This is a genomic window from Pseudomonas sp. NPDC098740 (assembly GCF_044760065.1).
Lineage (GTDB): Bacteria > Pseudomonadota > Gammaproteobacteria > Pseudomonadales > Pseudomonadaceae > Aquipseudomonas > Aquipseudomonas rossensis.
Genome location: NZ_JBIWAM010000013.1, coordinates 139,119 through 163,122, shown reverse-complemented (window position 1 = coordinate 163,122; position 24,004 = coordinate 139,119). Strand labels below are relative to the sequence as shown.

20 protein-coding genes are annotated in these 24,004 nt (G+C 57.6%); 9 read left to right on the top strand and 11 right to left on the bottom strand.

The annotated features are described in order from the left end of the window. Window positions 1-262: 262 nt before the first annotated feature. Together ACIQU2_RS17880 and ACIQU2_RS17875 are read left to right on the top strand one after the other, a co-directional pair. Window positions 263-523: an accessory factor UbiK family protein gene (locus ACIQU2_RS17880; RefSeq protein ID WP_123365066.1), complete on the top strand. Its 261-nt coding sequence runs from the start codon at window positions 263-265 to the stop codon at window positions 521-523. Window positions 524-962: 439 nt separating this feature from the next. Further along, on the top strand, window positions 963-1,484 hold the full coding sequence (locus tag ACIQU2_RS17875; protein ID WP_403142968.1) for a Bro-N domain-containing protein: 522 nt from the start codon (window positions 963-965) through the stop codon (window positions 1,482-1,484). An 11-nt stretch (window positions 1,485-1,495) separates the two neighbouring features. Here ACIQU2_RS17875 and ACIQU2_RS17870 read toward each other — a convergent pair whose 3' ends face one another. After that, on the bottom strand, window positions 1,496-1,759 hold the full coding sequence (locus ACIQU2_RS17870; protein ID WP_403142965.1) for a HigA family addiction module antitoxin: 264 nt from the start codon (window positions 1,757-1,759) through the stop codon (window positions 1,496-1,498). Between the two features lie 750 nt (window positions 1,760-2,509). Between ACIQU2_RS17870 and ACIQU2_RS17865 the strand changes: the two genes are divergently transcribed. From ACIQU2_RS17865 to ACIQU2_RS17855, 3 genes are all read left to right on the top strand, one after another. Next, complete coding sequence (locus ACIQU2_RS17865) at window positions 2,510-3,829, top strand: serine/threonine-protein kinase (RefSeq protein WP_403142963.1); 1,320 nt, start codon at window positions 2,510-2,512, stop codon at window positions 3,827-3,829. A 5-nt stretch (window positions 3,830-3,834) separates the two neighbouring features. Continuing rightward, a complete protein-coding gene (locus ACIQU2_RS17860; protein WP_403142961.1) occupies window positions 3,835-4,539 on the top strand; it encodes a PP2C family protein-serine/threonine phosphatase in 705 nt (234 codons plus the stop codon). Window positions 4,540-4,853: 314 nt separating this feature from the next. Next, window positions 4,854-6,347: a YifB family Mg chelatase-like AAA ATPase gene (locus tag ACIQU2_RS17855; protein ID WP_347804142.1), complete on the top strand. Its 1,494-nt coding sequence runs from the start codon at window positions 4,854-4,856 to the stop codon at window positions 6,345-6,347. 6 nt (window positions 6,348-6,353) lie between these two features. Here the strand turns inward: ACIQU2_RS17855 and ACIQU2_RS17850 are convergent, their stop codons facing one another. From ACIQU2_RS17850 to ACIQU2_RS17840, 3 genes are all read right to left on the bottom strand, one after another. After that, the gene (locus ACIQU2_RS17850; RefSeq protein ID WP_403142959.1) at window positions 6,354-7,568 is read right to left on the bottom strand and encodes an aldose 1-epimerase family protein; all 1,215 of its coding nucleotides are present in this window, start codon (window positions 7,566-7,568) and stop codon (window positions 6,354-6,356) included. A gap of 111 nt (window positions 7,569-7,679) precedes the next feature. Then, window positions 7,680-9,656: a methyl-accepting chemotaxis protein gene (locus tag ACIQU2_RS17845; protein ID WP_403142956.1), complete on the bottom strand. Its 1,977-nt coding sequence runs from the start codon at window positions 9,654-9,656 to the stop codon at window positions 7,680-7,682. A 183-nt stretch (window positions 9,657-9,839) separates the two neighbouring features. After that, entirely contained in the window at window positions 9,840-10,760 is a 921-nt protein-coding gene (locus ACIQU2_RS17840) for a LysR substrate-binding domain-containing protein (protein ID WP_403142954.1), read from the bottom strand. Between the two features lie 159 nt (window positions 10,761-10,919). Here ACIQU2_RS17840 and ACIQU2_RS17835 point away from each other — a divergent pair, with 159 nt between their 5' ends. After that, a complete protein-coding gene (locus ACIQU2_RS17835) occupies window positions 10,920-12,317 on the top strand; it encodes a NorM family multidrug efflux MATE transporter (protein WP_403142951.1) in 1,398 nt (465 codons plus the stop codon). Between the two features lie 109 nt (window positions 12,318-12,426). Here the strand turns inward: ACIQU2_RS17835 and ACIQU2_RS17830 are convergent, their stop codons facing one another. Continuing rightward, window positions 12,427-14,100: a putative bifunctional diguanylate cyclase/phosphodiesterase gene (locus tag ACIQU2_RS17830; RefSeq protein WP_403142948.1), complete on the bottom strand. Its 1,674-nt coding sequence runs from the start codon at window positions 14,098-14,100 to the stop codon at window positions 12,427-12,429. 263 nt (window positions 14,101-14,363) lie between these two features. Between ACIQU2_RS17830 and rep the strand changes: the two genes are divergently transcribed. Then, window positions 14,364-16,373 (top strand): DNA helicase Rep, encoded by a 2,010-nt coding sequence (rep, locus tag ACIQU2_RS17825; RefSeq protein ID WP_403142946.1) that lies wholly within the window; start codon window positions 14,364-14,366, stop codon window positions 16,371-16,373. A 57-nt stretch (window positions 16,374-16,430) separates the two neighbouring features. Next, window positions 16,431-17,003: a xanthine phosphoribosyltransferase gene (locus ACIQU2_RS17820; protein WP_020799401.1), complete on the top strand. Its 573-nt coding sequence runs from the start codon at window positions 16,431-16,433 to the stop codon at window positions 17,001-17,003. A gap of 127 nt (window positions 17,004-17,130) precedes the next feature. Here the strand turns inward: ACIQU2_RS17820 and ACIQU2_RS17815 are convergent, their stop codons facing one another. The 6 genes from ACIQU2_RS17815 to dadA all read right to left on the bottom strand — a co-directional run bounded on the left by ACIQU2_RS17815 (window position 17,131) and on the right by dadA (window position 23,258). Continuing rightward, window positions 17,131-19,053 (bottom strand): acetyl-CoA hydrolase/transferase C-terminal domain-containing protein, encoded by a 1,923-nt coding sequence (locus tag ACIQU2_RS17815; protein ID WP_403142943.1) that lies wholly within the window; start codon window positions 19,051-19,053, stop codon window positions 17,131-17,133. A gap of 134 nt (window positions 19,054-19,187) precedes the next feature. Beyond that, the gene (locus ACIQU2_RS17810) at window positions 19,188-19,613 is read right to left on the bottom strand and encodes a c-type cytochrome (protein WP_347802609.1); all 426 of its coding nucleotides are present in this window, start codon (window positions 19,611-19,613) and stop codon (window positions 19,188-19,190) included. 169 nt (window positions 19,614-19,782) lie between these two features. Further along, window positions 19,783-20,331, bottom strand: coding sequence for a cupin domain-containing protein (locus ACIQU2_RS17805; RefSeq protein ID WP_008150195.1), 549 nt, complete (start codon window positions 20,329-20,331; stop codon window positions 19,783-19,785). Window positions 20,332-20,458: 127 nt separating this feature from the next. After that, complete coding sequence (gene alr, locus ACIQU2_RS17800; RefSeq protein WP_403142940.1) at window positions 20,459-21,532, bottom strand: alanine racemase; 1,074 nt, start codon at window positions 21,530-21,532, stop codon at window positions 20,459-20,461. 96 nt (window positions 21,533-21,628) lie between these two features. Continuing rightward, window positions 21,629-21,982 carry a RidA family protein gene (locus tag ACIQU2_RS17795; protein ID WP_008150191.1) on the bottom strand — a complete coding sequence of 118 codons (354 nt, stop codon included), beginning with the start codon at window positions 21,980-21,982 and terminating at the stop codon, window positions 21,629-21,631. Beyond that, complete coding sequence (dadA, locus tag ACIQU2_RS17790; protein ID WP_403142937.1) at window positions 21,954-23,258, bottom strand: D-amino acid dehydrogenase; 1,305 nt, start codon at window positions 23,256-23,258, stop codon at window positions 21,954-21,956. Before dadA ends, ACIQU2_RS17795 begins: the two co-directional genes overlap by 29 nt. A 157-nt stretch (window positions 23,259-23,415) precedes the next feature. On the opposite strand from dadA, the gene ACIQU2_RS17785 reads away from it, so the two are divergent. Next, the gene (locus ACIQU2_RS17785; RefSeq protein WP_003206849.1) at window positions 23,416-23,904 is read left to right on the top strand and encodes an Lrp/AsnC ligand binding domain-containing protein; all 489 of its coding nucleotides are present in this window, start codon (window positions 23,416-23,418) and stop codon (window positions 23,902-23,904) included. Window positions 23,905-24,004: the final 100 nt, after the last annotated feature.

The window sequence follows — 24,004 nt, the reverse complement described above, 5'->3', positions numbered from 1 at the left end:
GCACTGCATTCGTCACAGTGACTGCATCAGTGCATGGGTCACTACCGACTAAGCAGAAAGCTTGCCATCTCGCCGAAACCCACTGATTTCAGGCCCTTGGCCGCTGCCGCAAGTTGCTTCGCTCCCATGGCTCGACGGATACGCACAACAACAGTGCGCGGCCGTCCATCCGCATGCGCGAAAAGCGTGCACCCTTGACTGCGAGATTGACTATAGACACTGCGTGATACACTGCCCGCCATTGTTTGACAGGACATTTCCCATGCTCGCGCCCAAAGACTTCCTCGATGCCCTGAGCGGCACCGCCTCCCGCCTCTTCAGCGGCGACACCCCGCTACCGAAAAGCGAAATCGAAAGCCAGTTCAAGGCTCTGTTGCAGAGCGGCTTCAGCAAGCTGGATCTGGTGAGCCGGGAAGAGTTTGATAGCCAGATGGTTGTGCTCGCACGGACTCGTGCACGGTTGGAAAGTCTTGAGGCGAAGGTGGCGGAGCTGGAAGCGAAGCTCAATCCACCTTCCGAATAACACCACATTCCCTGTGGGAGCGGGCTTGCCCGCGAATGGAGTCGCCTCGGTCTACCAGCCATCCCACACGAGACAGACCACCCCTGTAGGAGCTGCCGAAGGCTGCGATCTTTTGATCTTCCGCCCCGCCACATTCTCGGCAACGTCCTACAAAAATCACACCGCCGTCCGATTGCGTCGTAAGGCCTCCAGTTTCTATGCTCATCCCCAGCTGAATGTTCAGCTCTGGGTTTGGCGACCCGGAAGACCCCGACGTACCGCGACCACATTCGACCGAGGGATTTGTTCCCATCTCGAATTATGGCGGCTATGCGTGGGAGACCTTCGGGTCTGCCGGTTTTCGGGCGTCACCGGTTCGCCAACCCGCGCATGGCTGCCACCCTTTTCGTTTGGCGACGATCAGAGGCAGTTTTCTTCATTTGATCCCGAGAACTGCACCATGGAAGAAAACTATCTAATCCCCCAAGTCTTCACCCGCCACAAACTCCATCTCCACGCCCTGCTGTTGGAAAACCAGGCCTGGTTTAGCGCCCGAGATCTAGGCCGTCTATTGCGCCTCTACCTCGACGAACGCGCCGTCCGCAAACTCGATCCCGACCAACACCAAACATTACGAATGCTCATCCACGGCAGCATCGAAAACACCCTGATGATCAGCGAATCCGGCGTCTACGCACTACTCGTCTACCACTACTGCCCCGAATATCGGGCGCTGCGCGAATGGCTAACCCACGACGTCGTCCCAGCCCTCAGAGACGCCCAGCAACCCACCTCAATCGAACGCCCGATCCTGAGCCTGCTGAACTGGCCAGAGATGTCGTTGAGTTTGCTGCACTGGAATAACCAGCCGTGGATTCGGTTGCAGGATGTTCCACAGATGTTGCCGAGTGGTCAGCAAACACAGCGTCCCGCCAACGTATCATGGTGGAAAAAAGCTTCGCGAGTGCTGCAGTCGATCTAGGAGTTCGAAACTCATCCACGCCCGATTTCGGCGCTATGAAGAACGTAGGTCGATTGCAAATTCAGCCAGAAGTCGGGGGTGGTGTTCAGGAGAATAGATAGCTTGTTCGCCAGACCAACACTGACACCGCTCTGCTGCCTCACAACGTCGCGCACTTCAGCCTCTGGTTCATCTAGTGAGCGAGCCAAAGCAGCGGTTGAAATGCCCTGCGGCTTCAGAAACTCCTCGCTGAGAATTTCGCCAGGATGAATCGGGCGCATTCCAATCCTGTTCATTCACACCTCCTACGGCTGTATTCGGCGAGATCATAAGCAACAACCTTCATCAGGCAAGACCATCCAAGCAATTTCACCGGCGTCCGTCATATATCTAGGCACAGTCCTACAAATATCAGCTCCTGCGCCTGACTTCATGGACTCTCATTTGTAATTACGCTGACCAACGAAACATCAACCATCAAAATCGAGGCCTCCATGAACGCAAAATGCGAAGGGCAACGCGGCTGCAAATTGTCGAATTGCATCCCGGAGCACTTCCGTTAGCCGAAAACGTGCCAGCAAATCAATGCCGCTTTCTTGATGTCGCTGCTACCGGCAGAGAGCACGAGTCAAGTGGTTTGCTGGCTGAACACCCAGCCAAAGGTGTTTATGAAAAAAAGCACTGATCACTGGTTGTTCACCTCGTAAATTAGCCCACACCAAACCATTACCATTCGATGAGAGCTTCGCAGCGCAATCTCAACCAGATTTCCCGTCCGCCCCCCTCAAAAACCGGCAGTAAGCAGTCTTTTAGGGTTAAGGACCGATCACACCACATCTGCATCGAACAAAATGGCCCTAAACGCGCCCATTGTCATTGCTAACGCCGGAGGTGAAAGAGCAGTTTTCCAGCGATATCAAAAAATGACCAGCAAATCGTCCTCAATGGCTAGGGACTTCGCTGGCTGGAATTGATATGCTCCGAAATTTACCGCTGTGCCACAGGCATTCGGAAAACGACTAGGTACTGACAGGGAAATTCAGAAGATGAGTTATGTTTTCAAGATGGAAAAAGGACGAGGTGGATTCGCCCGCGTCGACATTATCACAAATGAAAACGGTCATGATTTCGCCCAAAAAACATATGACCCTCAACTTCATCTAATTCAAGCAGTAGGCGACGAACATTTAAAGCAACGGTTCATTCGGGAAGTACGCTATCAAAGCCAGATCAATCATCCCAATGTCGTCAAGATACTAGAGCAGTATCTAGAATCGAACCCTCCGTTCTTCATCATGCCACTTGCTGACTGCACCTTAAAGGAAGAGTTAGATTACGACCCTACCCTAGGCGCTAATCTACACACTGCGCTGTTCGATATCCTTGCAGGTCTGGAGCACATTCATAGTTTAGGAATCACCCATCGAGATTTAAAACCTGCGAACATTTTAAGATATACATCTTCGGAGGGAAAAAATTTCTACGCAATATCTGACTTCGGGCTTATGAGTGCCTCTAACAGTCAATCGTCAACATTGACAGGTACAAACGCTAATGGCGGTACGGAAAATTACGCAGCACCAGAACTAATTGGAAGCTTCCGCCAAGCAACACCCAGCGCTGATATCTATGCATTTGGCGCAATACTGCATGATATATTTGGCAACTCGGCACAGAGAATCCCTTATACAGAACTCACTCTACCCGGACACATAGGGAAAATCATAGAAAAGTGCACCAAGCGCCTTCCTATTCGCCGGTATGCAAGTGTCTCAATTCTTCGAGATGAGCTTTATCAAGTTTTAAATACCCAGCCTGTAATTTTCAATTCATCTGGAGAGGAAGCTATTGTTGAGCTTCTTCGAAGTGGCAGACAATTAAACGATGATGAATGGGACACTGTTTTTATTCAAATAGAACGCAACCTATCAATCAACCAAGGTACTAAAAATATTTTAGAAGCATTATCCATTGATCACATTCAAGCACTAAAGACTCAAACACCAAATTTATTTGCTGCAATGGGTAGTTTCTTTTCCGAACACATACTCGGGCACAGCTTCAACTTTGACTATTGTGATGTTTTAGCCAGTAAAGCTGAATATTTCTATGAAGGATCAGGACTTGACTTAAAGGCGAGCATAGCACTAGCCTTGTTATATCTAGGTACATCGCACAATCGTTGGTATGTTGAGAGAAAAGCAGTGGCAATGCTAAGCGCGGATATATCTGACGCGCAAGCTGAAAGAATACGAATTGATATTGAAGTGCATCAGATAGATTTCTCAGGACAAATAGCACATACAGGGCGATCTATTGGCTTTAACAAAGCAAACTTACACCCAATCCTCTTACCGCTAGCATGAACCATATGAAATATTCCGCAGTTTCTTTTTCCACTGCTGGGAGAAGCAAGCCGAACGAAGACTCCACCTTAATAAAGGAAATTGGAGTTAACTCAATACTGCTCGCCGTAGCTGACGGAATGGGTGGTAAACCGGGTGGCGCTATTGCTTCGAAAACAGCTGTTGAAGCGATAGCGACTCTATTTGAGAGAAACGTAGCCACCTCTATCGAAACGGCTTTTGAAAAAGTAAAAACTGAATTAATAAACAATAGCATTAATACGTACAAGGATATGGCCACGACTTTAAGTATGCTTCTTATTACACAAACTCACGCACTGGTAGGACACGTTGGAGATTGCCGCATATATCATCTACGAGGCAATGGAATTATTTCCAGGACGAAAGACCAGTCGGAAGTCCAACGACTTATAGATGACGGAATTTTAAGCAAACAAAGAGCAAAAAATTACCATAGAAAAAACATTCTACTTTCAGTGATGAATGCTTCTGACAAATACGACCTCCAGCAAAACAACTTCGAGCTAGAACGTGGAGATCGCCTGATCCTGATGACTGACGGAGCCCATTCCCTTATACAAAAAAGTGAAATACGGGATCTTTCGGTGAGCAATAATTCGCTGCCCATATTTTTGTCGGAAATAAAGAGCAAAATTGAAACCAGAAAAATACGTGACGATTACTCGGTAATAGCCTGCGAAATATCCTGAGACATAAAACAAATTGGTAAACTTTCGGCTATTTCCAAACTGGATACGATAGTTTTTAGATCGACTGACGTTAAAGCATTAGTACCAAGCTAAAATTTTTAGATATAGCCCTCGGCTGACACCTACGATCCAAACCAAGATCAACTTAAAAAACCTACCCTAAACATATATTGAAGAGTCATTATTTACGTGAAAAAAACGTCTAGCAACATCCTGTGAAATTTTCGGCGCCGCCATCCCCAACAAAACCTCCCTCCCACGACTACCCTTGAAAAAACCGCAGGAAGCGGTGCTCTTCAGCTCAAGGAACGACCATGTCCCTCTCCATCGTCCACAGCCGCGCCCAGATTGGCGTGGATGCGCCCGCGGTAACCGTCGAAGTCCATCTGGCCAATGGCTTGCCATCGCTGACGATGGTCGGTTTGCCGGAGGCAGCAGTGAAGGAAAGCAAGGATCGAGTACGCAGTGCGATCATCAACTCGGGCCTGCAGTTTCCGGCGCGGCGCATCACGCTGAATCTCGCGCCCGCCGACTTGCCAAAAGACGGCGGGCGCTTCGACCTGGCGATTGCCTTGGGGATTCTGGCAGCCAGTGTGCAGGTGCCGACTCTGACACTGGATGATGTGGAGTGCCTGGGGGAGTTGGCGCTCTCAGGCGCCGTGCGGGCAGTTCGGGGGGTGTTGCCGGCAGCGCTGGCCGCACGCAAGGCCGGGCGTTCGTTGATGGTGCCAAGGGCGAATGCCGAGGAAGCGTGCCTGGCGTCGGGGTTGAAGGTGATCGCGGTGGATCATTTGCTCGAAGCGGTCGCGCATTTCAATGGCCACACGCCGGTTGAACCTTATGTTTCCAATGGATTGCTCTACGCCAGCAAACCCTATCCCGATTTAAATGAAGTGCAGGGCCAACTCTCGGCCAAGCGTGCGTTGCTGATTGCGGCGGCAGGGGCTCATAACCTTTTGTTCAGCGGTCCACCGGGAACAGGAAAAACCCTGTTGGCGAGCCGTTTACCTGGGCTTTTACCGCCACTGGCGGAGAGCGAAGCGCTGGAAGTTGCGGCGATTCAATCGGTCGCTAGCTGCGTGCCGCTGAGCCATTGGCCGCAGCGACCGTTTCGCCAGCCCCACCACTCTGCCTCAGGTGCCGCGCTGGTAGGCGGCGGTTCTAAACCGCAACCCGGCGAAATCACCCTCGCCCACCATGGCGTTCTGTTCCTGGATGAGCTGCCAGAGTTTGATCGCAAAGTATTGGAGGTTTTAAGGGAGCCACTGGAGTCCGGGCACATCGTGATTTCCCGCGCCCGTGACCGCGTGCGATTCCCGGCGCGATTCCAATTGGTGGCGGCAATGAACCCGTGCCCCTGTGGATATCTTGGCGAGCCAAGCGGCCGTTGCTCTTGTACACCCGACATGGTCCAGCGCTATCGCAACAAACTGTCGGGCCCACTGCTGGATCGCATCGACCTGCACCTGACCGTCGCCCGTGAAGCTACGGCGTTGAATCCAGCGTTGAAGGCCGGAGACGACACGGCCACTGCCGCAGTGCTGGTCGCCGATGCACGAGAGCGGCAACACAAACGCCAGGGCTGCGCGAACGCCTTCCTTGATCTGCCAGGTCTGCGCAAACACTGCAAGTTATCCACAATCGACGAAACCTGGCTGGAAACTGCGTGTGAACGACTGACTTTGTCGCTGAGGTCAGCCCATCGACTGCTCAAAGTGGCGCGCACCCTGGCGGACCTTGAACAAATCGATGGCATCACCCGCGAGCACTTGGCCGAGGCGCTGCAATACCGGCCGAGCACAAATTAGCAGGGATTATTCCTTGGTGAGATCCACCAACGGCGTTTGCCGCACCTCAGTCTGCCGCCCGCCCTGAATCTCGTTCACTCGCTCCAACGCGTTATCCACAGCCCCCTTGTCCGCCAGCAAGCTGTAGCTGATCTGGAACTGCTTGTGTTCTTTTGGCGCAATCGTCGGCACTAAACCGAGTGGGCGCTGATACCGGCGGTTGTAGGAAAAGCTCGTTCCCGGTTCAAGACCCGTGACATAGCCCTGCCCATGGGTGTCCGTGTTTTTCCACAGGGAGAACACCGGCAACTGTTGAGTATTGAAACCCACCGAAACCCCTAGGCTGCCTGCCTTGTTATGCAGCACGGTCAGCGTGTCGCCCTTGGCATCTGCATACGGCACAACGTTGTAAACCGTCTCGTCATAGTCCTTGGTCGGCGCGCGATAGGTTTGCCAGTCCGGCAGATCCCCTTTTGCCTTGTCATTGAACGGCGAGACCTGTTTCACCGGTGCGGCGAATCGGGCGCCCTGCTCCAGGAATGGAGTGCTGAAATTGCTGTGGTACAACGCCTGATACTCCTTTGGATAATCGCCGTTGTTGGTGAGGGTGTCGTTGAGGGCGAATGCTGCGCTGCCGGGCTCGGTGACCAGTTCAGTCAGCACCGAGAAGTCGACTTTCTTGAACGCCTGCTCTTTCAGCTCGCCGCGCAGGCTGATGGTGTAAGGCGCTTTTTCATCGATGTGCAAAGTGACTTTGCTGGCCGGGATGTTGGCGGCGCGGCCGTGGAGCGTCAGCAGTTCACCGTTGTCCATGCCGGGGTGACCGACCCACTCGTAGCCGCAGCGGGCGACCAGTTCGTTAAAGCCCTCAAGCCAGCCCAACCCGCCGCGACCGTTGAGTTCGATGAAGGACGGATTGACCACGTCCTTGACTGGCGAATCCCACCCCATGCGCACATTACCGACCGACGCCTGCAGAACATTCATCCCGCGAGTCGGCACCACCGAGAGTTTCATTGTGCCGTTATCGATGTCGACGATGCTGACGCCCTCCTGCCGACCTCCGTGCAAGGTGCGCAGGGTGACCGAGAAAGGTTTGTCAGTTTTGATGCCGAGTTGCTGACTGGTGATCTGCCAGTTCTGGGCCGCTTTGTCGGTGTCGAGCAACACGTAGTCCCAGGCCATGGCGTGGGAGGTAGCCGACAGCGCGCCGAGAGCGATGATGAGTTTGAGCGGAGTCATGACAGGAGCCTTTCTTGGAGTTGTGCCATTTTTATAGACTTGCTGAAACGATTCATCAAGCTTAAAAACAACACAACTCAGCTCATGGCCCAGAAAGAATGCGGTGGTGCCTCAGCGGAACCGGTCAACCTCATGCCGCAAATCCGCCGCCAGCTTCTCCAGCTCTTTGGCGGTGATCGCCAGATTGGACACCACTTCACGCTGCTCACTGTTCGCCAGAGCAATGCTTTGCAGGTTGCTGCTGAGCAAGGTTGCGGTACTGCTCTGTTCTTGAGTGGCGGTGGTGATCGCCGCGAATTGCTGACCGGCCGAGCGGCTTTGCTCATCGATCCGCGCCAGGGCCGAAGCCACGTTGGCGTTGCGCGACAGGCCTTCCTGCATCAACAGGTTGCCCTGTTCCATGGTGCTGATGGCGTTGCCGGTTTCCTGCTGAATGCTTTGGATCATGCCGGAAATTTCGTCGGTCGCTTCGCGAGTGCGTGAGGCCAGGTTACGAACTTCATCGGCCACGACGGCAAAACCACGCCCCTGCTCGCCGGCACGAGCGGCTTCGATGGCGGCATTGAGCGCCAGCAGGTTGGTTTGATCGGCAATCGAGGTAATCACACCGACAATGCCGCCGATTTCCTGGGAGCGCTGACCCAAGGTATTGATCACCGTCGCCGTGCTGTTCAGCGCGCCGGCGATTTGTTCCAGGGACGAGGACGCTTCGTCCATCGACGTACGACCGATCTGGGTTTGCTGTGCGTTTTCTTGAGCCAGACGCTGAGTGCTGCCCATGTTGTCGGCAATGTTCAGGGAGGTGGCGCTGAACTCTTCCACGGCGCCGGCCATGCTGGTGATTTCGCCCGACTGCTGCTCCATCCCTTCATAGGCGCCACCGGACAGACCGGATAAGGCCTGGGCACGGCTGTTGACCTCTTGCGAGGCCTTGCGGATGTGCTCGACCATGGTCGACAGCGCCTGGCTCATCTGGTTGAACGCGCGAGCCAGCTGACCGATCTCGTCGTTACTCGATACGTTCAGACGCACGCTCAAATCACCGGCACCCAAGGCTTCCGCCTGACGCACCAGATCACCCAGCGGCGCCAGTTTGCTGCGCAGCAACCAGACAGCCGAACCCACAGCGATCAACATCGCCAACAGACTGCCAATCGCCAACTGAATCCCGACACTCCAGGTCACGGCCCGAATTTCGGTTTTCGGCATGCTCGCCACCACCGACCACGGCCCGCCTTCAAACGGCACGGCAATGCTGTAGAAATCTTCGGACTTGTCGCTCCAGAACTCGCCCTTGCCCGGCGTTTTCGCCAAGCCAACGATGGTCCGAGTCGCCTGATCCAGCGCTTGTACGCCCGCGATCGGCACCAGCCATTTGCTCTGCTCATCCAGCAGCGCCAGGGAACCGGTCTGGCCGATACGGAAGCGCTTGAGGTTGGCGAACTGCGCGTTCTGCGCGTCGGTGTAGTCGAATCCTACGAACAGAACAGCAATCACCTTACCGCCGCTATCACGTACGGGGGTGTACTGAGTCATGTAGGAGCGTTCGAACAGCAAGGCGCGACCGACGTAGGCCTGCCCCGCCATCAAGCGGGCATAGGCCGGGTTCGCGTGATCGAGCAGCGTGCCGATGGCTCGGGTGCCGTCCTGTTTGCTCAGGGACGTGCTGACCCGAATGAAGTCTTCGCCGCTGCGCACAAACACCGTCGCAACGCCGGCGGTCATTTGCTTGAACTCGTCCACTTCCTTGAAGTTGTTGTTCAGCACTTCGCTGCCCAGGTGCAGGCCCGGCGTCTGCGCGCCCGCTACCGCCACCGGTTCATCCGGGTGCACGCTCAAACCGGCGCTGAAGCGCTTCTCGAACAGACCGCTCAGGCGCTGGGTGCTTTCACGCAACGTGCCGTGAAAGGTACTCAACTGATCGGCCAGCAACCGGGCTTCACTGGCCAGGTGCTCTTCGCGGGTGGCGAGGTTGGCGGTGTCCAGCGAACGCAGGGCGAACACGGTACTGCCGCTGATGACAATCGCCAGTATCACGGCAAGCGCAAGACCAAGCTGTGAGGCGATCCGGGCACGAGGTTGAGACATGACAGCTCCTGGCCGAGCGACCGGATCCTCCTTGATCTGGCTGCACACTCAGCAAAATTCTAATAATGGGAATTGCGTCGAACCTGCACGAAGGTTCCACCTGCATTTTCGGCGGAAAATCGGAATACTTGAGTAATTAACCGGGATATGGCTCAAGGCCGCCATTGCGGCAGCTCTATCGATTCAGCCCAAGTGTTGAACATCGGGCAATACCATTGCTCGGGCTTCGCCTTGCAGGAAGTCGCTGAGCCTGCGCAAACGTTCACCTCCGGGGCGGGTTTTTGGCCAGACCAGGTAATATTTCTCACCGCTGGCGACGGCCGTCGGCCACGGCAGACTCAGACGTCCCTGAGCCACATCTTCCGCCACCATCAGCAGATCGCCCATGGACACGCCATAACCTCGGGCGGCGGCGATCATGCCCAGTTCCAGCGTGTCGAACACCTGCCCGCCCTTGAGCGACACCTGATCCGCCAGCCCCATGCGCTCCAGCCAACTGCGCCAGTCGCGACGATCCGGTGTTGGGTGCAGCAGTTCGGTATTGGCCAGCCGTGCGACATCCCACGGTTGATCCTGCAGAAGATTCGGCGCGCCGACTGGAATCAGCTCTTCCGGGAACAGGAAACTCGCCTCCCAGTCCGGCGGAAAATGCCCGTTGCTGAGGATGACGGCGCAGTCGAACGGTTCATGGTTGAAGTCCACCGAGTCGACGTCCATCCAGGCGCTGGTCAATTGCACCTCGTTGCCTGGTTGCAGGTGCCGAAAGCGGCTGAGCCGTGCCAGCAGCCAACGCATGGTCAGGGTCGACGGCGCTTTCATGCGCAGGATGTCATCCTCGGCGCGCAACGTATTGCAGGCCCGCTCCAGGGCGGTGAAGCCTTCTCGAATGCCGGGCAGGATCAACCGCGCCGACTCGGTCAATTGCAGATTGCGTCCGCTGCGGTGAAACAGCCGACAGGCAAAATGCTCTTCGAGTGTACGAATGTGCCGACTGACCGCGCTTTGGGTGATCGATAATTCTTCGGCCGCACGGGTAAACGAGCTGTGCCGCGCCGCCGCTTCGAATGCGCGCAGGGCATACAAGGGAGGAAGACGACGGGACATTCGGAAAGCTCCTATAGCGGGATTCGGTCACCCTAGCAGAAACTCTCCAGCATGAGTTTGAATCATGAAACCCATCCTTTTTATCCCTTTGTGCAAACCCCGTAGAGCGCCGAGAATCGACGCTTTCCTGTCCCTCTTTAATTATCGAGCGTGATGACCATGCAGCATCCAGCACGTACCGAACTCTGGGCCATCCTGCGGCTGGCGGGGCCGTTGATTGCCTCGCAGTTGGCGCACATGCTGATGGTCCTCACCGACACCTTGATGATGGCGCGCCTGAGTCCAGAGGCGCTGGCCGGTGGCGGCCTGGGCGCAGCAACTTACTCGTTCGTGTCGATCTTCTGCATTGGCGTGATCGCCGCAGTCGGCACCCTCGTGGCCATCCGTCAGGGTGCCGGCGACATCGTCGGTGCCGCCAGGCTGACCCAGGCCGGGTTATGGCTGGCGTGGTTGATGGCATTGGTGGCCGGGCTGCTGCTGTGGAACCTCAAACCGGTGTTGCTGCTGTTCGGCCAGACCGAAACCAACGTCCACGCGGCCGGGCAGTTCCTGCTGATCCTGCCGTTCGCCCTGCCCGGCTACCTGAGCTTCATGGCCCTGCGCGGCTTCACCAGCGCCATCGGCCGCGCGACGCCGGTGATGGTCATCAGCCTCGGCGGCACCGTGGCCAACTTCCTGCTCAATTACGCATTGATTACCGGCATGTTCGGCCTGCCGAAACTGGGGTTGATGGGCATCGGGCTGGTTACCGCTGTTGTCGCCAACTGCATGGCGCTGGCGCTGGCCTGGCACATCCGTCGGCATCCGGCTTACGACGCTTATCCCTTGCGCCAAGGCCTGTCGCGGCCTAACCGTCAGTATCTGAAGGAACTGTGGCGCCTGGGCCTGCCGATTGGTGGCACCTACGCGGTGGAAGTCGGACTGTTTGCGTTCGCCGCGCTATGCATGGGCACCATGGGCAGTACGCAAATGGGCGCACACCAGATCGCCCTGCAAATCGTCTCGGTGGCGTTCATGGTTCCGGCGGGGATTTCCTATGCGATCACCATGCGCATCGGTCAGCACTACGGCGCCGGGCAGCTGCTGAATGCACGTCTGGCCGGACGGGTCGGCATCGCCTTTGGCGCGGCGGCGATGCTTGCCTTCGCCATGGTCTTCTGGTTGCTGCCGAATCAGTTGATCGGTTTGTTCCTGGACCACAACGACCCGGCGTTTCGCGACGTCATCAACCTGGCCGTGAGCCTGTTGGCGGTCGCCGCGTGGTTCGAACTGTTCGACGGCACGCAAACCATCGCCATGGGCTGCATTCGCGGACTCAAGGATGCCAAGACCACGTTCCTGGTGGGTTTGGGTTGCTATTGGCTGATCGGCGCGCCGGCTGCCTGGTGGATGGCCTTCCATTTGAATTGGGGGCCGACGGGCGTCTGGTGGGGATTGGCGCTGGGGCTGGCGTGCGCGGCGGTGAGCCTGACGTGGGCGTTTGAGTGGAAGATGAAGCGGATGATCAGGCAGGAGCCGTCGTCTCAGGCTGGTTTCCAGATGGCTCAGCCTGACTGAGATCCCCTGTGGGAGCGAGCTTGCTCGCGATTGCGGTCTGTCAGTAAATAACTATGTTGACTGACACTCCGCTATCGCGAGCAAGCTCGCTCCCACATTTGGTATGTGGTTAATTCACCACATCCATCATCGGCTGCTGGCTGCTGCCGAAGGTCAAATACTCAACCAGCTCCGCCAACGGCAACGGCTTGCTGATCAAATATCCCTGCACCTGATCGCAACCAAACCCGCGCAACAGATCCAGTTGCTCCGGCGTTTCTACGCCTTCGGCGACCACTTCAAGATTGAGGTTGTGCGCCAGATTGATCATCGCGTGGACCAGCTTGCGATTCTCTTCCCGTTGCTCCATGCCGCCGACAAAGCTCTTATCGATCTTCAGCAAGGTAATCGGCAGGCTGTTGAGGTGCACAAACGAAGAGAAACCGGTGCCGAAGTCGTCCAGGGAAAAGCGCACACCCAGACGCCCCAACGCATCCATGGTCTGTTTCACCAGATCGCTGCGGCGCATCACCGCGGTTTCAGTCAGTTCGAACTCCAGCCATTGCGCCTCGACGCCGCGCTCGGCAATCAGCCGGCTCAGGGTCGACAACAATTGGCTGTCCTGAAACTGTCGGAACGACAGGTTGATCGCCATGTGCAACGCCGGCAAACCCCGTTCGCGCAACGCCTGCATGTCGCGCAAGGCACGGGAAATCACCCAGTAACCCAGCGGCACAATCAAGCCGCTTTGCTCGGCCAGCGGCACGAATTCGCTGGGTGGCAGCAAGCCGCGCTCGCCATGACGCCAGCGCACCAAGGCTTCGAGGCCGACGATCTGCCCGTCCTCAAGGTTCAGGCGAGGCTGGTAATGCAGTTCCAGTTCATCCCGGCGCAACGCCCGGCGCAGCTCGCTTTCGAGATCGGCCATGCTGCGGGCATTGCGGTTGATGCGTTCGTTGAAGATGTGAAAAGTGCAGCCTTGAGTGCTTTTGGCCTGCTGCATGGCGATGTGTGCGTGCCACATCAGCGGGTCGGCGCCGGCCTGGGCCCGGGCGTGGGCAATACCGAGGCTGGAACCGATCAACAGGCTTTCGCCGTCGACCCAGTAAGGCTCGGCCAGCGCTTCGGTAATGCGCTCGGCCATCCATTCGGCGCGCTGAGGCGCGCGTCGGGTGTCTATCAGCAGGGCGAACTCATCACTGCCCAGTCGCGCCAGTTGATCTCCGGCCTCAAGCTGGCTTTTCAGCCGCGCGACCACTTGCAGGATCAACCGGTCGCCGGCTTGATGGCCGAGGGCGTCGTTGGCGTGACGGAAGTTGTCGAGGTCGAGGTGACCGAGGGCCAGGCCGCGGCCGTCGTTTTCCACCAGGCGTGCCGCCAGCAAGGTCTGGAAGCCCTGGCGATTGGCGATGCCGGTCAGCGGGTCTTGCTCGGCCAGGCGCTGCAGGGTGTTTTCCAGCACGCCACGCTCGCGCACATGCCGCAGGCACCGGCGCAACATGCCGGGATCAAGGTGATCGCGTACCAGCCAGTCGCTCACTCCATCGGGCGGCGCCAGTGGTTCGTGCTCAAGCAGCAATACCGTCGGCAGGCTGCAACGGCCAGGTAGAGGTTGAAGCGCTGGAATCGTCAACAACACCGCGCTGCGGTTGTCATCGAACAGACTGCTGACCGACTCCCAGCTCGGCGCGCTGATCAGCACGGTCGAGCTCCCCATCGGAGCCAGACACTCGCGCAACAACGCTGCCCACGCTGGCTCTTCGGCCAGTAGCAGCAAACGCAAGGGTTCGACAGGCGTAGACAAGCTAGCTCCCTAGACTCTGCAAAGATGTAGGCGGCGGGCATTATGCAGCGCTGGTAACCAATGACCAAATGACCTCGGTTATCAAACGCGGCTTTGTATCCGGAATTACGAACATTAGACGCAAACTCACCGCGCATCCTGCGTGAAAGTATCAAAACCGGCAAATATAGATAGCGTGCTGCGTCACAAGTCGGAGAGAGCAGCACAATTCGCTGAGCCTGTTAAAATGCCGGCCCATTTCGCAAACGACTCCCTGATTTCGTATGTCCCGACTCAATCCCCGGCAGCAAGAAGCCGTGAGCTACGTCGGCGGCCCTCTTTTGGTGCTCGCCGGTGCAGGCTCCGGCAAGACCAGCGTGATCACGCGCAAGATCGCCCACTTGATCCAGAATTGCGGCTTTCGCGCCCAGTACATCGTCGCCATGACCTTTACCAACAAGGCCGCGCGCGAGATGAAGGAGCGGGTCGGCACCCTGCTCAAGGGCGGCGAAGGTCGCGGCCTGACCGTCTGCACCTTCCACAATCTGGGCCTGAACATCATCCGCAAGGAACACGTGCGGCTGGGCTACAAGCCGGGTTTCTCGATCTTCGACGAGACCGATGTCAAAGCCTTGATGACCGACATCATGCAGAAGGAATACTCGGGCGACGACGGCGTCGACGAGATCAAGAATATGATCGGCTCCTGGAAAAACGACCTGATCCTGCCGCCCGAAGCCCTGGAAAACGCGCGCAACCCCAAGGAACAGACCGCCGCCATCGTCTACACCCACTATCAGCGCACGCTCAAGGCGTTCAACGCGGTGGACTTCGACGACCTGATCCTGCTGCCGGTGAAGCTGTTCCAGGAACACGCCGACATCCTCGAAAAATGGCAGAACAAGGTCCGCTACCTGCTGGTGGACGAATACCAGGACACCAACGCCAGCCAGTATTTGCTGGTGAAGCTGCTGATCGGCACGCGCAACCAGTTCACCGTGGTCGGCGACGATGACCAGTCGATCTACGCCTGGCGCGGCGCCCGCCCGGAAAACCTGATGTTGCTCAAGGACGACTATCCGTCCCTGAAAGTGGTGATGCTGGAGCAGAACTACCGCTCCACCAGCCGCATCCTGCGCTGCGCCAACGTGCTGATCTCGAACAACCCGCACGAATTCGAAAAGCAGCTGTGGAGCGAGATGGGCCACGGCGACGAGATCCGCGTGATCCGCTGCCGCAACGAAGACGCCGAAGCCGAGCGCGTGGCCGTTGAGCTGCTGACCCTGCACTTGCGCACCGACCGGCCGTACAGCGATTTCGCGATTCTGTATCGCGGTAACTATCAGGCCAAGCTGATCGAGCTAAAGCTGCAACACCACCAGATTCCGTATCGCCTGTCCGGCGGCAACAGCTTTTTCGGGCGTCAGGAAGTGAAAGACCTGATGGCCTACTTCCGCCTGATCGTGAACCCGGACGACGACAACGCCTTCCTGCGGGTGATCAACGTCCCACGCCGGGAGATCGGTTCTACCACGCTGGAAAAGCTTGGCAACTACGCCACCGAACGCAAAATCTCGATGTACGCCGCCACCGACGAAATCGGTCTGGGCGAGCATCTGGATACGCGCTTCACCGATCGACTGTCGCGCTTCAAACGCTTCATGGACAAGGTCCGCGAGCAATGCGCCGGCGAAGACCCGATCTCGGCGTTGCGCAGCATGGTCATGGACATCGACTATGAGAACTGGCTGCGCACCAACAGCTCCAGCGACAAGGCCGCCGATTACCGCATGGGTAACGTCTGGTTCTTGATCGAGGCGTTGAAGAACACCCTCGAAAAAGACGAAGAAGGCGAGATGACCGTCGAAGACGCCATCGGCAAACTCGTCCTGCGCGACATGCTGGAGCGTCAGCAGGAAGAGGAAGACGGCGCCGAAGGTGTGCAGATGATGACCCTGCACGCCTCCAAAGGTCTGGAATTCCCTTACGTGTTCATCATGGGCATGGAAGAGGAAATCCTCCCGCACCGTTCCAGTATCGAAGCCGACACCATCGAAGAAGAACGTCGCTTGGCCTACGTGGGAATTACCCGCGCGCGTCAGACCCTGGCCTTCACCTTCGCCGCCAAGCGTAAGCAATACGGCGAGATCATCGACTGCGCGCCGAGCCGCTTTCTTGATGAGCTGCCGCCGGACGACCTGGCCTGGGAAGGCAACGACGACACGCCCGTTGAAGTCAAAGCCGTTCGCGGCAATACCGCATTGGCGGATATACGCGCGATGTTAAAGCGCTAGAATCGACTACTTTTTAACCAGCCTTAGGCGCACAAGCCGCCCGTAGAGGAAAGCTTCATGGAAGCACTGCACAAGAAAATTCGCGAAGAAGGCATCGTGCTTTCCGACCAGGTCCTGAAAGTCGACGCCTTTCTGAACCACCAGATCGACCCGGCCCTGATGAAGCTGATCGGCGACGAATTCGCCACGCTGTTCAAGGATTCGGGCATCACCAAGATCGTCACCATCGAAGCCTCGGGCATTGCTCCGGCGATCATGACCGGTCTGAACCTCGGCGTGCCGGTGATTTTTGCGCGCAAGCATCAGTCGCTGACCCTGACCGAAAACCTGCTGTCGGCGACCGTTTACTCATTCACCAAGCAGACCGAAAGCACCGTGGCGATCTCCCCGCGCCACCTGACCAGCAGCGACCGCGTGCTGATCATCGATGACTTTTTGGCCAACGGTAAGGCGTCCCAAGCGCTGATCTCGATCATCAAACAGGCCGGCGCTACCGTCGCGGGTTTGGGTATCGTGATCGAGAAGTCGTTCCAGGGCGGCCGTGCGGAACTGGATGCGCAGGGTTATCGGGTTGAGTCGTTGGCTCGCGTGCAGTCGCTGGCCGGCGGCGTCGTGACCTTCATCGAATAAAGCCACACCCTAAAACAACTGTGGGAGCGAGCTTGCTCGCGATGAGGCCATCACATTCAACATCTCTGTTGGCTGATGTACCGCTATCGCGAGCAAGCTCGCTCCCACATTTGATTTGTGTTGGTCGTTAAATAGCGGTGGCCTTCAGGCCCGTCAGTAGCAACCGCTGAAACAAATCCTCTTTCAGCCCTTCCGGATTGGCCAGCTGCATTCGTTCCAGATGCTCGGGAAACGATGAAGGTTCTGGCGCATCCAGCGCGGCCTTGCCCAGTTCCAGAATCTCCGTGAGCTTGAACTTGCTCTTCAGCCAGTTCAGCGCCCGCAACAGATCCCGCTCTTCAGCGGTGAAATCACAGCCCAACGGATACTCCGGAAACAACTGCGGATGCCGCGCCTGAATGGCCTGCAAGCGCTGCGGACTGTTGTCGGCAAAGCGTGGATCAATGCGGAAATTCTTCGGTAACTTGTCGACTGCCTGAGCCTGTTCGATCAACCCCGGCTGGAAACGTGAGTCGCTGATATTCAGCAACGCCTCGATCACCGCCGCATCGGTCTTGCCCCGCAGGTCGGCGATGCCGTACTCGGTGACCACAATGTCTCGCAGGTGTCGCGGGATCGTGCAATGGCCGTACTCCCACACGAGGTTCGAACTGACCTCACCGCCCGATTCGCGCCAGCTGCGCAGGAGCAGCACCGAACGCGCGCCTTCCAGCGCATGACCCTGGGCGACGAAGTTGTATTGCCCACCGACACCGCTGAGTACTCGCCCGTCTTCGAGCTGATCGGCCACACCTGCACCCAGCAAGGTCATGGTGAACACGGTGTTGATGAAGCGCGCATCGAGGCGCTGCAAGCGTTTGAGCTCTTCCTGACCGTAAAGCTCATTGATGTAGCTGATGCGGGTCATGTTGAATTCGAGCCGCTTGCTGTGCGGCAGCTCGCGCAACCGCTCATAGAAACTGCGCGGCCCAAGGAAGAAACCACCGTGCACCGAGATGCCGTCAGTCTGCGCGGCTTCATCCAGCGTGCCGGCATTCGCCTGTTGCTGGGTCGGCACATCCGGATAGACCTTGCGCCGCACGATCCCGGCATCGGCCAGCACCAGCAAGCCGTTGACGAACATTTCGCTGCAACCGTAAAGGCCCTTGGCGAAGGGTTCGACGCCGCCTTCGCGGTCGATGAGTTGCGCCCACTGGCTGAGATTCACGTCCGCCAGCAACGCCTTGTAACCGTCATTGTCGGCCTGCCGTGCCAGCAGCGCAGCGGTCAGGGCATCACCCATGGCGCCGATGCCGATCTGCAAGGTGCCGCCGTCGCGCACCAACGTGCTGGCGTGCAGCCCGATGAAGTGATCCTGGAAACCCACCGGCATGTTCGGCGTGGAGAACAGCGTGGTGCTGTCCTTCTCGTCGATCAGCAGGTCGAACGTGTCGATACCGATTTCAGCATCGCCGGGCATGTACGGCAAATCGTTGTGCACCTGGCCCACCAGCAGGATCGTCTCCCCCGCCGCTCGACGCTTGGCGATCATGGGGAACAGGTCGAGGGTGATGTCCGGGTTGCAACTCAGGCTCAGGCGGTCGGGGTGCTCGCTGTGGCTCGCCACCAATTGCGCCACCAGGTTCAACCCGGCGGCGTTGATGTCTCGAGCGGCGTGGCTGTAATTGCTGCTGACGTAATCCTGCTGGGCCTGTGCGCTGTGGAGCAGGCTGCCGGGTTGCATGAAGAATTGCTGAACATGGATGTTGGACGGCAGGCTGTCGCGATGCAGGTCGGCCAGGAAATCCAGTTCCGGATAATCGCCAAAAACCCGCTCGATGAAGGGCTCAAGAAAACGCTTTTGCAAACCGTCGCCCAAGGAAGGACGGCCCAGGCACAGGGCGGTGTAGACCGTCAGCTGCCGCTCGGGCAACTGCGCGATGCGTTGAAACAGCGCGTTGACGAAGTGGTTGGGTTTGCCCAGACCAAGGGGCAGGCCCATGTGGATATGCGCCGGCAACCGTGCCAAGACATCATCGACCGCTTGCTCGATAGAACACAGCTGCACCATCTGATCCTCCCTTACATTCCGTGAATTGGGGTTGGACCGGGCTTGCCGGGCCTTTGCTGCAAAGAATAGTCCCAGGCGCAAATCGCGGGCACAAAAAAGCCGCTCGCAAGCGGCTTTTTCGCTGAAGATGGGGCTTATTTCAACCCGGACATCTTCTGGATGGCGCCCTTGAGATCTGCATCAGAGCAATCGGCGCAGGTACCTTTAGGCGGCATCGCGTTGACGCCGGAGATCGCCTTCGCCAGCAAGCCGTCAAGGCCGCCTTCTTTCTTGGCGCGGTCGCCCCAGGCTGTCGCATCACCGACTTTCGGCGCGCCCAACAGGCCGGTGCCGTGGCAAGCGTTGCAATGTTTTGCAATCACGGAATCAGGGGTTTTGGCATCACCACCACCCGCCGAAGCAGCGACTTCCATCCCCTTGCACTCTTTACCCTGAACGCAAACCTGGCCGACTGGCTCAAGGCGTTTAGCAATATCGTCGTTGGTCGCAGCTTGTGCGCTGACTGCCCAAAGGGCCAATACGGTTGCTGGTACGGCCAGCATTTTCATAATTAGATTCACGCGTTCACCCTCAATGGTGGCTAGTCACGCCCACGGCCACGGTTCGCAGGCGGGCGCAAGTATAACGGTAAGCCCGCCACACTGAAACAACCCTAAAGTCGAAGGGGTCTTATGCGTGTCGGAAAAACAACTCGGGCACCTGCGCAATGCTGGCGGGACGCCTCTTTTCTTAGAAATTCGCTGGCGTAGCTGCGCTGATTAGTCGCGCTGGCGCATCGAACGGATTACGGAAACGGTGCGGTTTAGTACTTTCAAAGTAGTAGCTGTCGCCGGCTTCGAGCACAAACGTTTCAAGCCCCACCACCAGTTCAAGTCGACCTTCGAGCAGAATCCCGGTTTCCTCGCCCTCATGGGTGAGCATCTCATCACCGGTGTCGGCGCCTGGCGGGTAGATTTCGTTGAGGAACGCGATGGCCCGGCTCGGATGAGCCCTGCCGACCAGCTTCATGGTCACTGCACCATCGGAAATATCGATCAGCTCGTTGGCTTTGTAGACGATCTGAGTCGGTTTTTCCTGCAGGATCTCTTCGGAAAAGAACTCGACCATGGACATGGGAATCCCGCCCAGTACCTTCCTCAGCGAACTGATCGAGGGGCTGACGCTGTTCTTCTCGATCATCGAAATGGTGCTGTTGGTGACGCCCGCGCGCTTGGCGAGTTCACGCTGGGAAAGTCCTTTGAGCTTACGGATGGATTGCAGTCGTTCACCGACGTCCAATGCTGGAGCCTCCAGGGATTCAGGTTGTTGGAATATTGAGCGATATCATGGCGACAGCGTTCAGTATTTACAACACTTGGACCTGAATCCTATTCGGCGAAGCGACTTTCGGTCGGCGTGCTTTGACCTAAGCCCCGGAATAGAGCATTGGCACCCGGCGCAGGTTGCAGAAGATCTGGTAAGGAATCGTGCCCGCAGCCGCCGCCACGTCACTGGCGAGGATATTTTTGCCCCACAACTCGACGGTCGAACCGAGGCCGGCTTGGGGCACATCGGTCAGGTCGATGCAGAGCATGTCCATCGACACCCGGCCAATCAACTGGCTGCGTTGCCCGGCAACCATCACGGGTGTACCGGTCGGTGCCTGACGTGGGTAGCCATCGGCGTAACCCATGGCCACCACGCCCACGCGCATTGGTTTCTGGGTGATGAATGTGGCGCCGTAACCGATCGGCTCGCCGGCCGGCAGGTCACGCACGCAAATCACTTTCGATTCGAGGGTCATCACCGGTTGCAGGCGGGACGCCACGGCGTTGGCTTCTTCAAACGGAGTCGCGCCGTAGAGCATGATGCCCGGGCGAACCCAATCACTTGGAATCTGCGGCCAACCGAGCACTGCCGGCGAGTTACGCAGGCTGACCTCAGCCGACAAGCCCTGGCGCGCCGCTTCGAACACCGCGACCTGCTCGGTACTGGCCTGACTGTGCAGCTCATCGGCCCGGGCGAAGTGACTCATCAGTACAATCTTCGCGACTTTGCCGCTGGCCAGCAGCCGTTGATAGGCCGCCTGATAATCCTTTGGATGCAAGCCCACCCGATGCATGCCCGAATCGAGCTTGAGCCAGACCGTGATCGGCTTGCTCAGTGCAGCGTTCTCGATGGCTTCGAGCTGCCACAGCGAATGCACCACGCACCAGAAGTCATGCTCGACAATCAGCGATAGCTCATCGACCTCGAAAAAACCTTCCAGCAGCAACACCGGCGCACGAATGCCCGCGGCTCGCAGCTCCAACGCTTCTTCGATGCAGGCCACGGCAAACCCGTCCGCCTCGGCTTCCAGTGCCTGGGCGCAACGCACCGCGCCATGGCCGTAGGCATCGGCCTTGATCACCGCTAGGGCCTTGGCCCCCGTGACTTCACGGGCGATTTGGTAGTTGTGACGCAGGGCTTGAAGGTCGATCAGGGCACGGGCTGGACGCATGGCGGCAGACTTCTAGGCGGTCATGGGAAGAAAAACCGGCGCTTGCTGACGGCGTGAACCGCCAGTAGCACCGGGAGAGGGATCTTTCTGACGGGTTTATGGCAGAGCGGCGACAACCGACAGCTCAACCAGGATTTCCGGTTCGCACAACTTCGATTCAACCGTGGCACGGGCCGGTGCGACGCCTTTTGGCAGCCACTTGTCCCAGACCGCGTTCATGCCTTCAAAGTGTGCATCAATGTCTTTCAAGTAAATCGTCACCGACAGCAAACGGCTCTTGTCGGTCCCGGCCAGATCCAGCAAACGCTCGATGTTGGCAAGCGTTTCACGGGTCTGCTGTTCAATCCCGGCGTTCATATCGTCGCCGACCTGCCCTGCCAGATACACGGTACCGCTGTGGACTACGATCTGGCTCATGCGCTCATTGGTGAGCTGGCGCTGGATTGACATGTTTTGCAGACTCCTGAAGTTTTTTTCCATAACGGGAAATATCGAGGCCTTCGGCGCTGATTTGCGGCGTTTTCTTCGCCATCAGATCAGCCAGCAAGCGACCGGAACCGCATGCCATGGTCCAGCCGAGCGTGCCATGACCCGTGTTCAAAAACAGATTGCTGAACGGTGTAGCACCCACGATCGGCGTGCCGTCCGGGGTGGTCGGACGCAGACCGGTCCAGAAACTTGCCTGGGCCAGATCGCCGCCCTGAGGATAGAGGTCGTTGACGATCATCTCCAGGGTTTCGCGCCGACGCGGGTTCAGCGACAGGTCAAAACCGGCTATTTCAGCCATGCCACCGACGCGGATGCGGTTGTCGAAACGGGTGATCGCGACCTTGTAGGTCTCGTCGAGAATAGTCGAAGTCGGGGCCATCGCAGGATTGGTGATCGGCACAGTCAAGGAATAACCCTTGAGCGGATACACCGGCGCCTTGATACCCAGCGGCTTGAGCAGTTGCGGCGAGTAGCTGCCCAGGGCCAGCACGTAGCGATCAGCGGTTTCCAGCTTGCCGTCGATCCATACGCCGTTGATGCGGTCGCCGGCGTAGTCGAGGCGCTGAATGTCTTGGTCGAAGCGGAATTCCACACCCAATTTGGTAGCCATTTCGACCAGGCGGGTGGTGAACATCTGGCAATCGCCGGTCTGGTCGTTCGGCAGGCGCAGGGCACCGGCGAGGATGTCGGTGACGTTGGCCAGCGCCGGCTCAACGCGGGCAATGCCGGCGCGGTCGAGCAGTTCGAACGGCACGCCAGACTCTTTCAGCACGGCAATGTCTTTCCAGGCGCCGTCGAGTTGAGCCTGGGTGCGGAACAGTTGTGTAGTACCGAGGCTACGGCCTTCGTAGGCAATGCCGGTTTCGGCGCGCAATTCGTCGAGGCAGTCACGGCTGTACTCGGACAGGCGGACCATACGCTCTTTGTTCACCGCATAACGACTGGCGGTGCAGTTGCGCAGCATCTGCGCCATCCACAGGTATTGGTCGATGTCGGCGGTGGCCTTGATCGCCAGCGGTGCGTGGCGCTGCAACAGCCACTTGATGGCTTTAAGTGGAACACCCGGCGCAGCCCACGGCGAGGCATAACCCGGCGAAACCTGCCCGGCGTTGGCGAAACTGGTCTCCATGGCAGCGGCCGGCTGACGGTCCACGACCACCACTTCAAACCCGGCACGCGCCAGATAGTAAGCACTGGTGGTGCCGATGACGCCGCTACCCAAGACCATAACGCGCATTTTCATATTCCTCATCGCGGCTTGCCGCTGACGTTCGTAGTTGTCGAGCATTGATGTGCGCAGTGTAAAAAAGATTAGGCAGTGCTTTTCACTATATAAGTGCCTATATTTGGCGAGAATTCTCGGCAAAAACGCTTTTCACGGAGGCGCATCCCCTATGCGTACCAACACTCAGACCAAACGTGAGCTGGACAAGATCGACCGCAACATCCTGCGGATCCTGCAAGCGGACGGGCGCATCTCCTTCACCGAGCTGGGGGAAAAGGTCGGGCTCTCGACCACGCCGTGTACCGAGCGGGTCCGGCGGCTGGAGCGCGAAGGGATCATCATGGGCTACAACGCCCGGCTCAATCCGCAGCACCTCAAGGGTAGTCTTCTGGTGTTCGTCGAGATCAGCCTCGACTACAAATCCGGCGATACTTTCGAAGAGTTCCGACGCGCGGTGCTGAAGCTTCCCCACGTGCTGGAGTGCCATTTGGTGTCAGGGGATTTCGACTATCTGGTGAAGGCGCGGATTTCCGAGATGGCCTCGTACCGCAAACTGCTGGGCGACATCCTGCTCAAGCTGCCGCATGTGCGCGAATCAAAGAGCTACATCGTGATGGAAGAGGTGAAAGAGAGCTTGAATCTGCCGATTCCGGATTGAGAGTTTTGCGGTGCCTGTTCGGGCCCCATCGCGAGCAAGCTCGCTCCCACATTGATCTGCGTCTTACACGAGATTTGTGTTCACTGAAGATCTAATGTGG

Excerpts from the sequence above, each read along its gene's own strand:
- ACIQU2_RS17880 (WP_123365066.1), top strand. The coding sequence starts at position 263 with ATGCTCGCGCCCAAAGACTTCCTCGATGCCCTGAGCGGCACCGCCTCC.
- ACIQU2_RS17875 (WP_403142968.1), top strand. The coding sequence starts at position 963 with ATGGAAGAAAACTATCTAATCCCCCAAGTCTTCACCCGCCACAAACTC.
- ACIQU2_RS17870 (WP_403142965.1), bottom strand. The coding sequence starts at position 1,759 with ATGAACAGGATTGGAATGCGCCCGATTCATCCTGGCGAAATTCTCAGC.
- ACIQU2_RS17865 (WP_403142963.1), top strand. The coding sequence starts at position 2,510 with ATGAGTTATGTTTTCAAGATGGAAAAAGGACGAGGTGGATTCGCCCGC.
- ACIQU2_RS17860 (WP_403142961.1), top strand. The coding sequence starts at position 3,835 with ATGAAATATTCCGCAGTTTCTTTTTCCACTGCTGGGAGAAGCAAGCCG.
- ACIQU2_RS17855 (WP_347804142.1), top strand. The coding sequence starts at position 4,854 with ATGTCCCTCTCCATCGTCCACAGCCGCGCCCAGATTGGCGTGGATGCG.
- ACIQU2_RS17850 (WP_403142959.1), bottom strand. The coding sequence starts at position 7,568 with ATGACTCCGCTCAAACTCATCATCGCTCTCGGCGCGCTGTCGGCTACC.
- ACIQU2_RS17845 (WP_403142956.1), bottom strand. The coding sequence starts at position 9,656 with ATGTCTCAACCTCGTGCCCGGATCGCCTCACAGCTTGGTCTTGCGCTT.
- ACIQU2_RS17840 (WP_403142954.1), bottom strand. The coding sequence starts at position 10,760 with ATGTCCCGTCGTCTTCCTCCCTTGTATGCCCTGCGCGCATTCGAAGCG.
- ACIQU2_RS17835 (WP_403142951.1), top strand. The coding sequence starts at position 10,920 with ATGCAGCATCCAGCACGTACCGAACTCTGGGCCATCCTGCGGCTGGCG.
- rep (WP_403142946.1), top strand. The coding sequence starts at position 14,364 with ATGTCCCGACTCAATCCCCGGCAGCAAGAAGCCGTGAGCTACGTCGGC.
- ACIQU2_RS17820 (WP_020799401.1), top strand. The coding sequence starts at position 16,431 with ATGGAAGCACTGCACAAGAAAATTCGCGAAGAAGGCATCGTGCTTTCC.
- ACIQU2_RS17815 (WP_403142943.1), bottom strand. The coding sequence starts at position 19,053 with ATGGTGCAGCTGTGTTCTATCGAGCAAGCGGTCGATGATGTCTTGGCA.
- alr (WP_403142940.1), bottom strand. The coding sequence starts at position 21,532 with ATGCGTCCAGCCCGTGCCCTGATCGACCTTCAAGCCCTGCGTCACAAC.
- ACIQU2_RS17795 (WP_008150191.1), bottom strand. The coding sequence starts at position 21,982 with ATGTCAATCCAGCGCCAGCTCACCAATGAGCGCATGAGCCAGATCGTA.
- dadA (WP_403142937.1), bottom strand. The coding sequence starts at position 23,258 with ATGCGCGTTATGGTCTTGGGTAGCGGCGTCATCGGCACCACCAGTGCT.
- ACIQU2_RS17785 (WP_003206849.1), top strand. The coding sequence starts at position 23,416 with ATGCGTACCAACACTCAGACCAAACGTGAGCTGGACAAGATCGACCGC.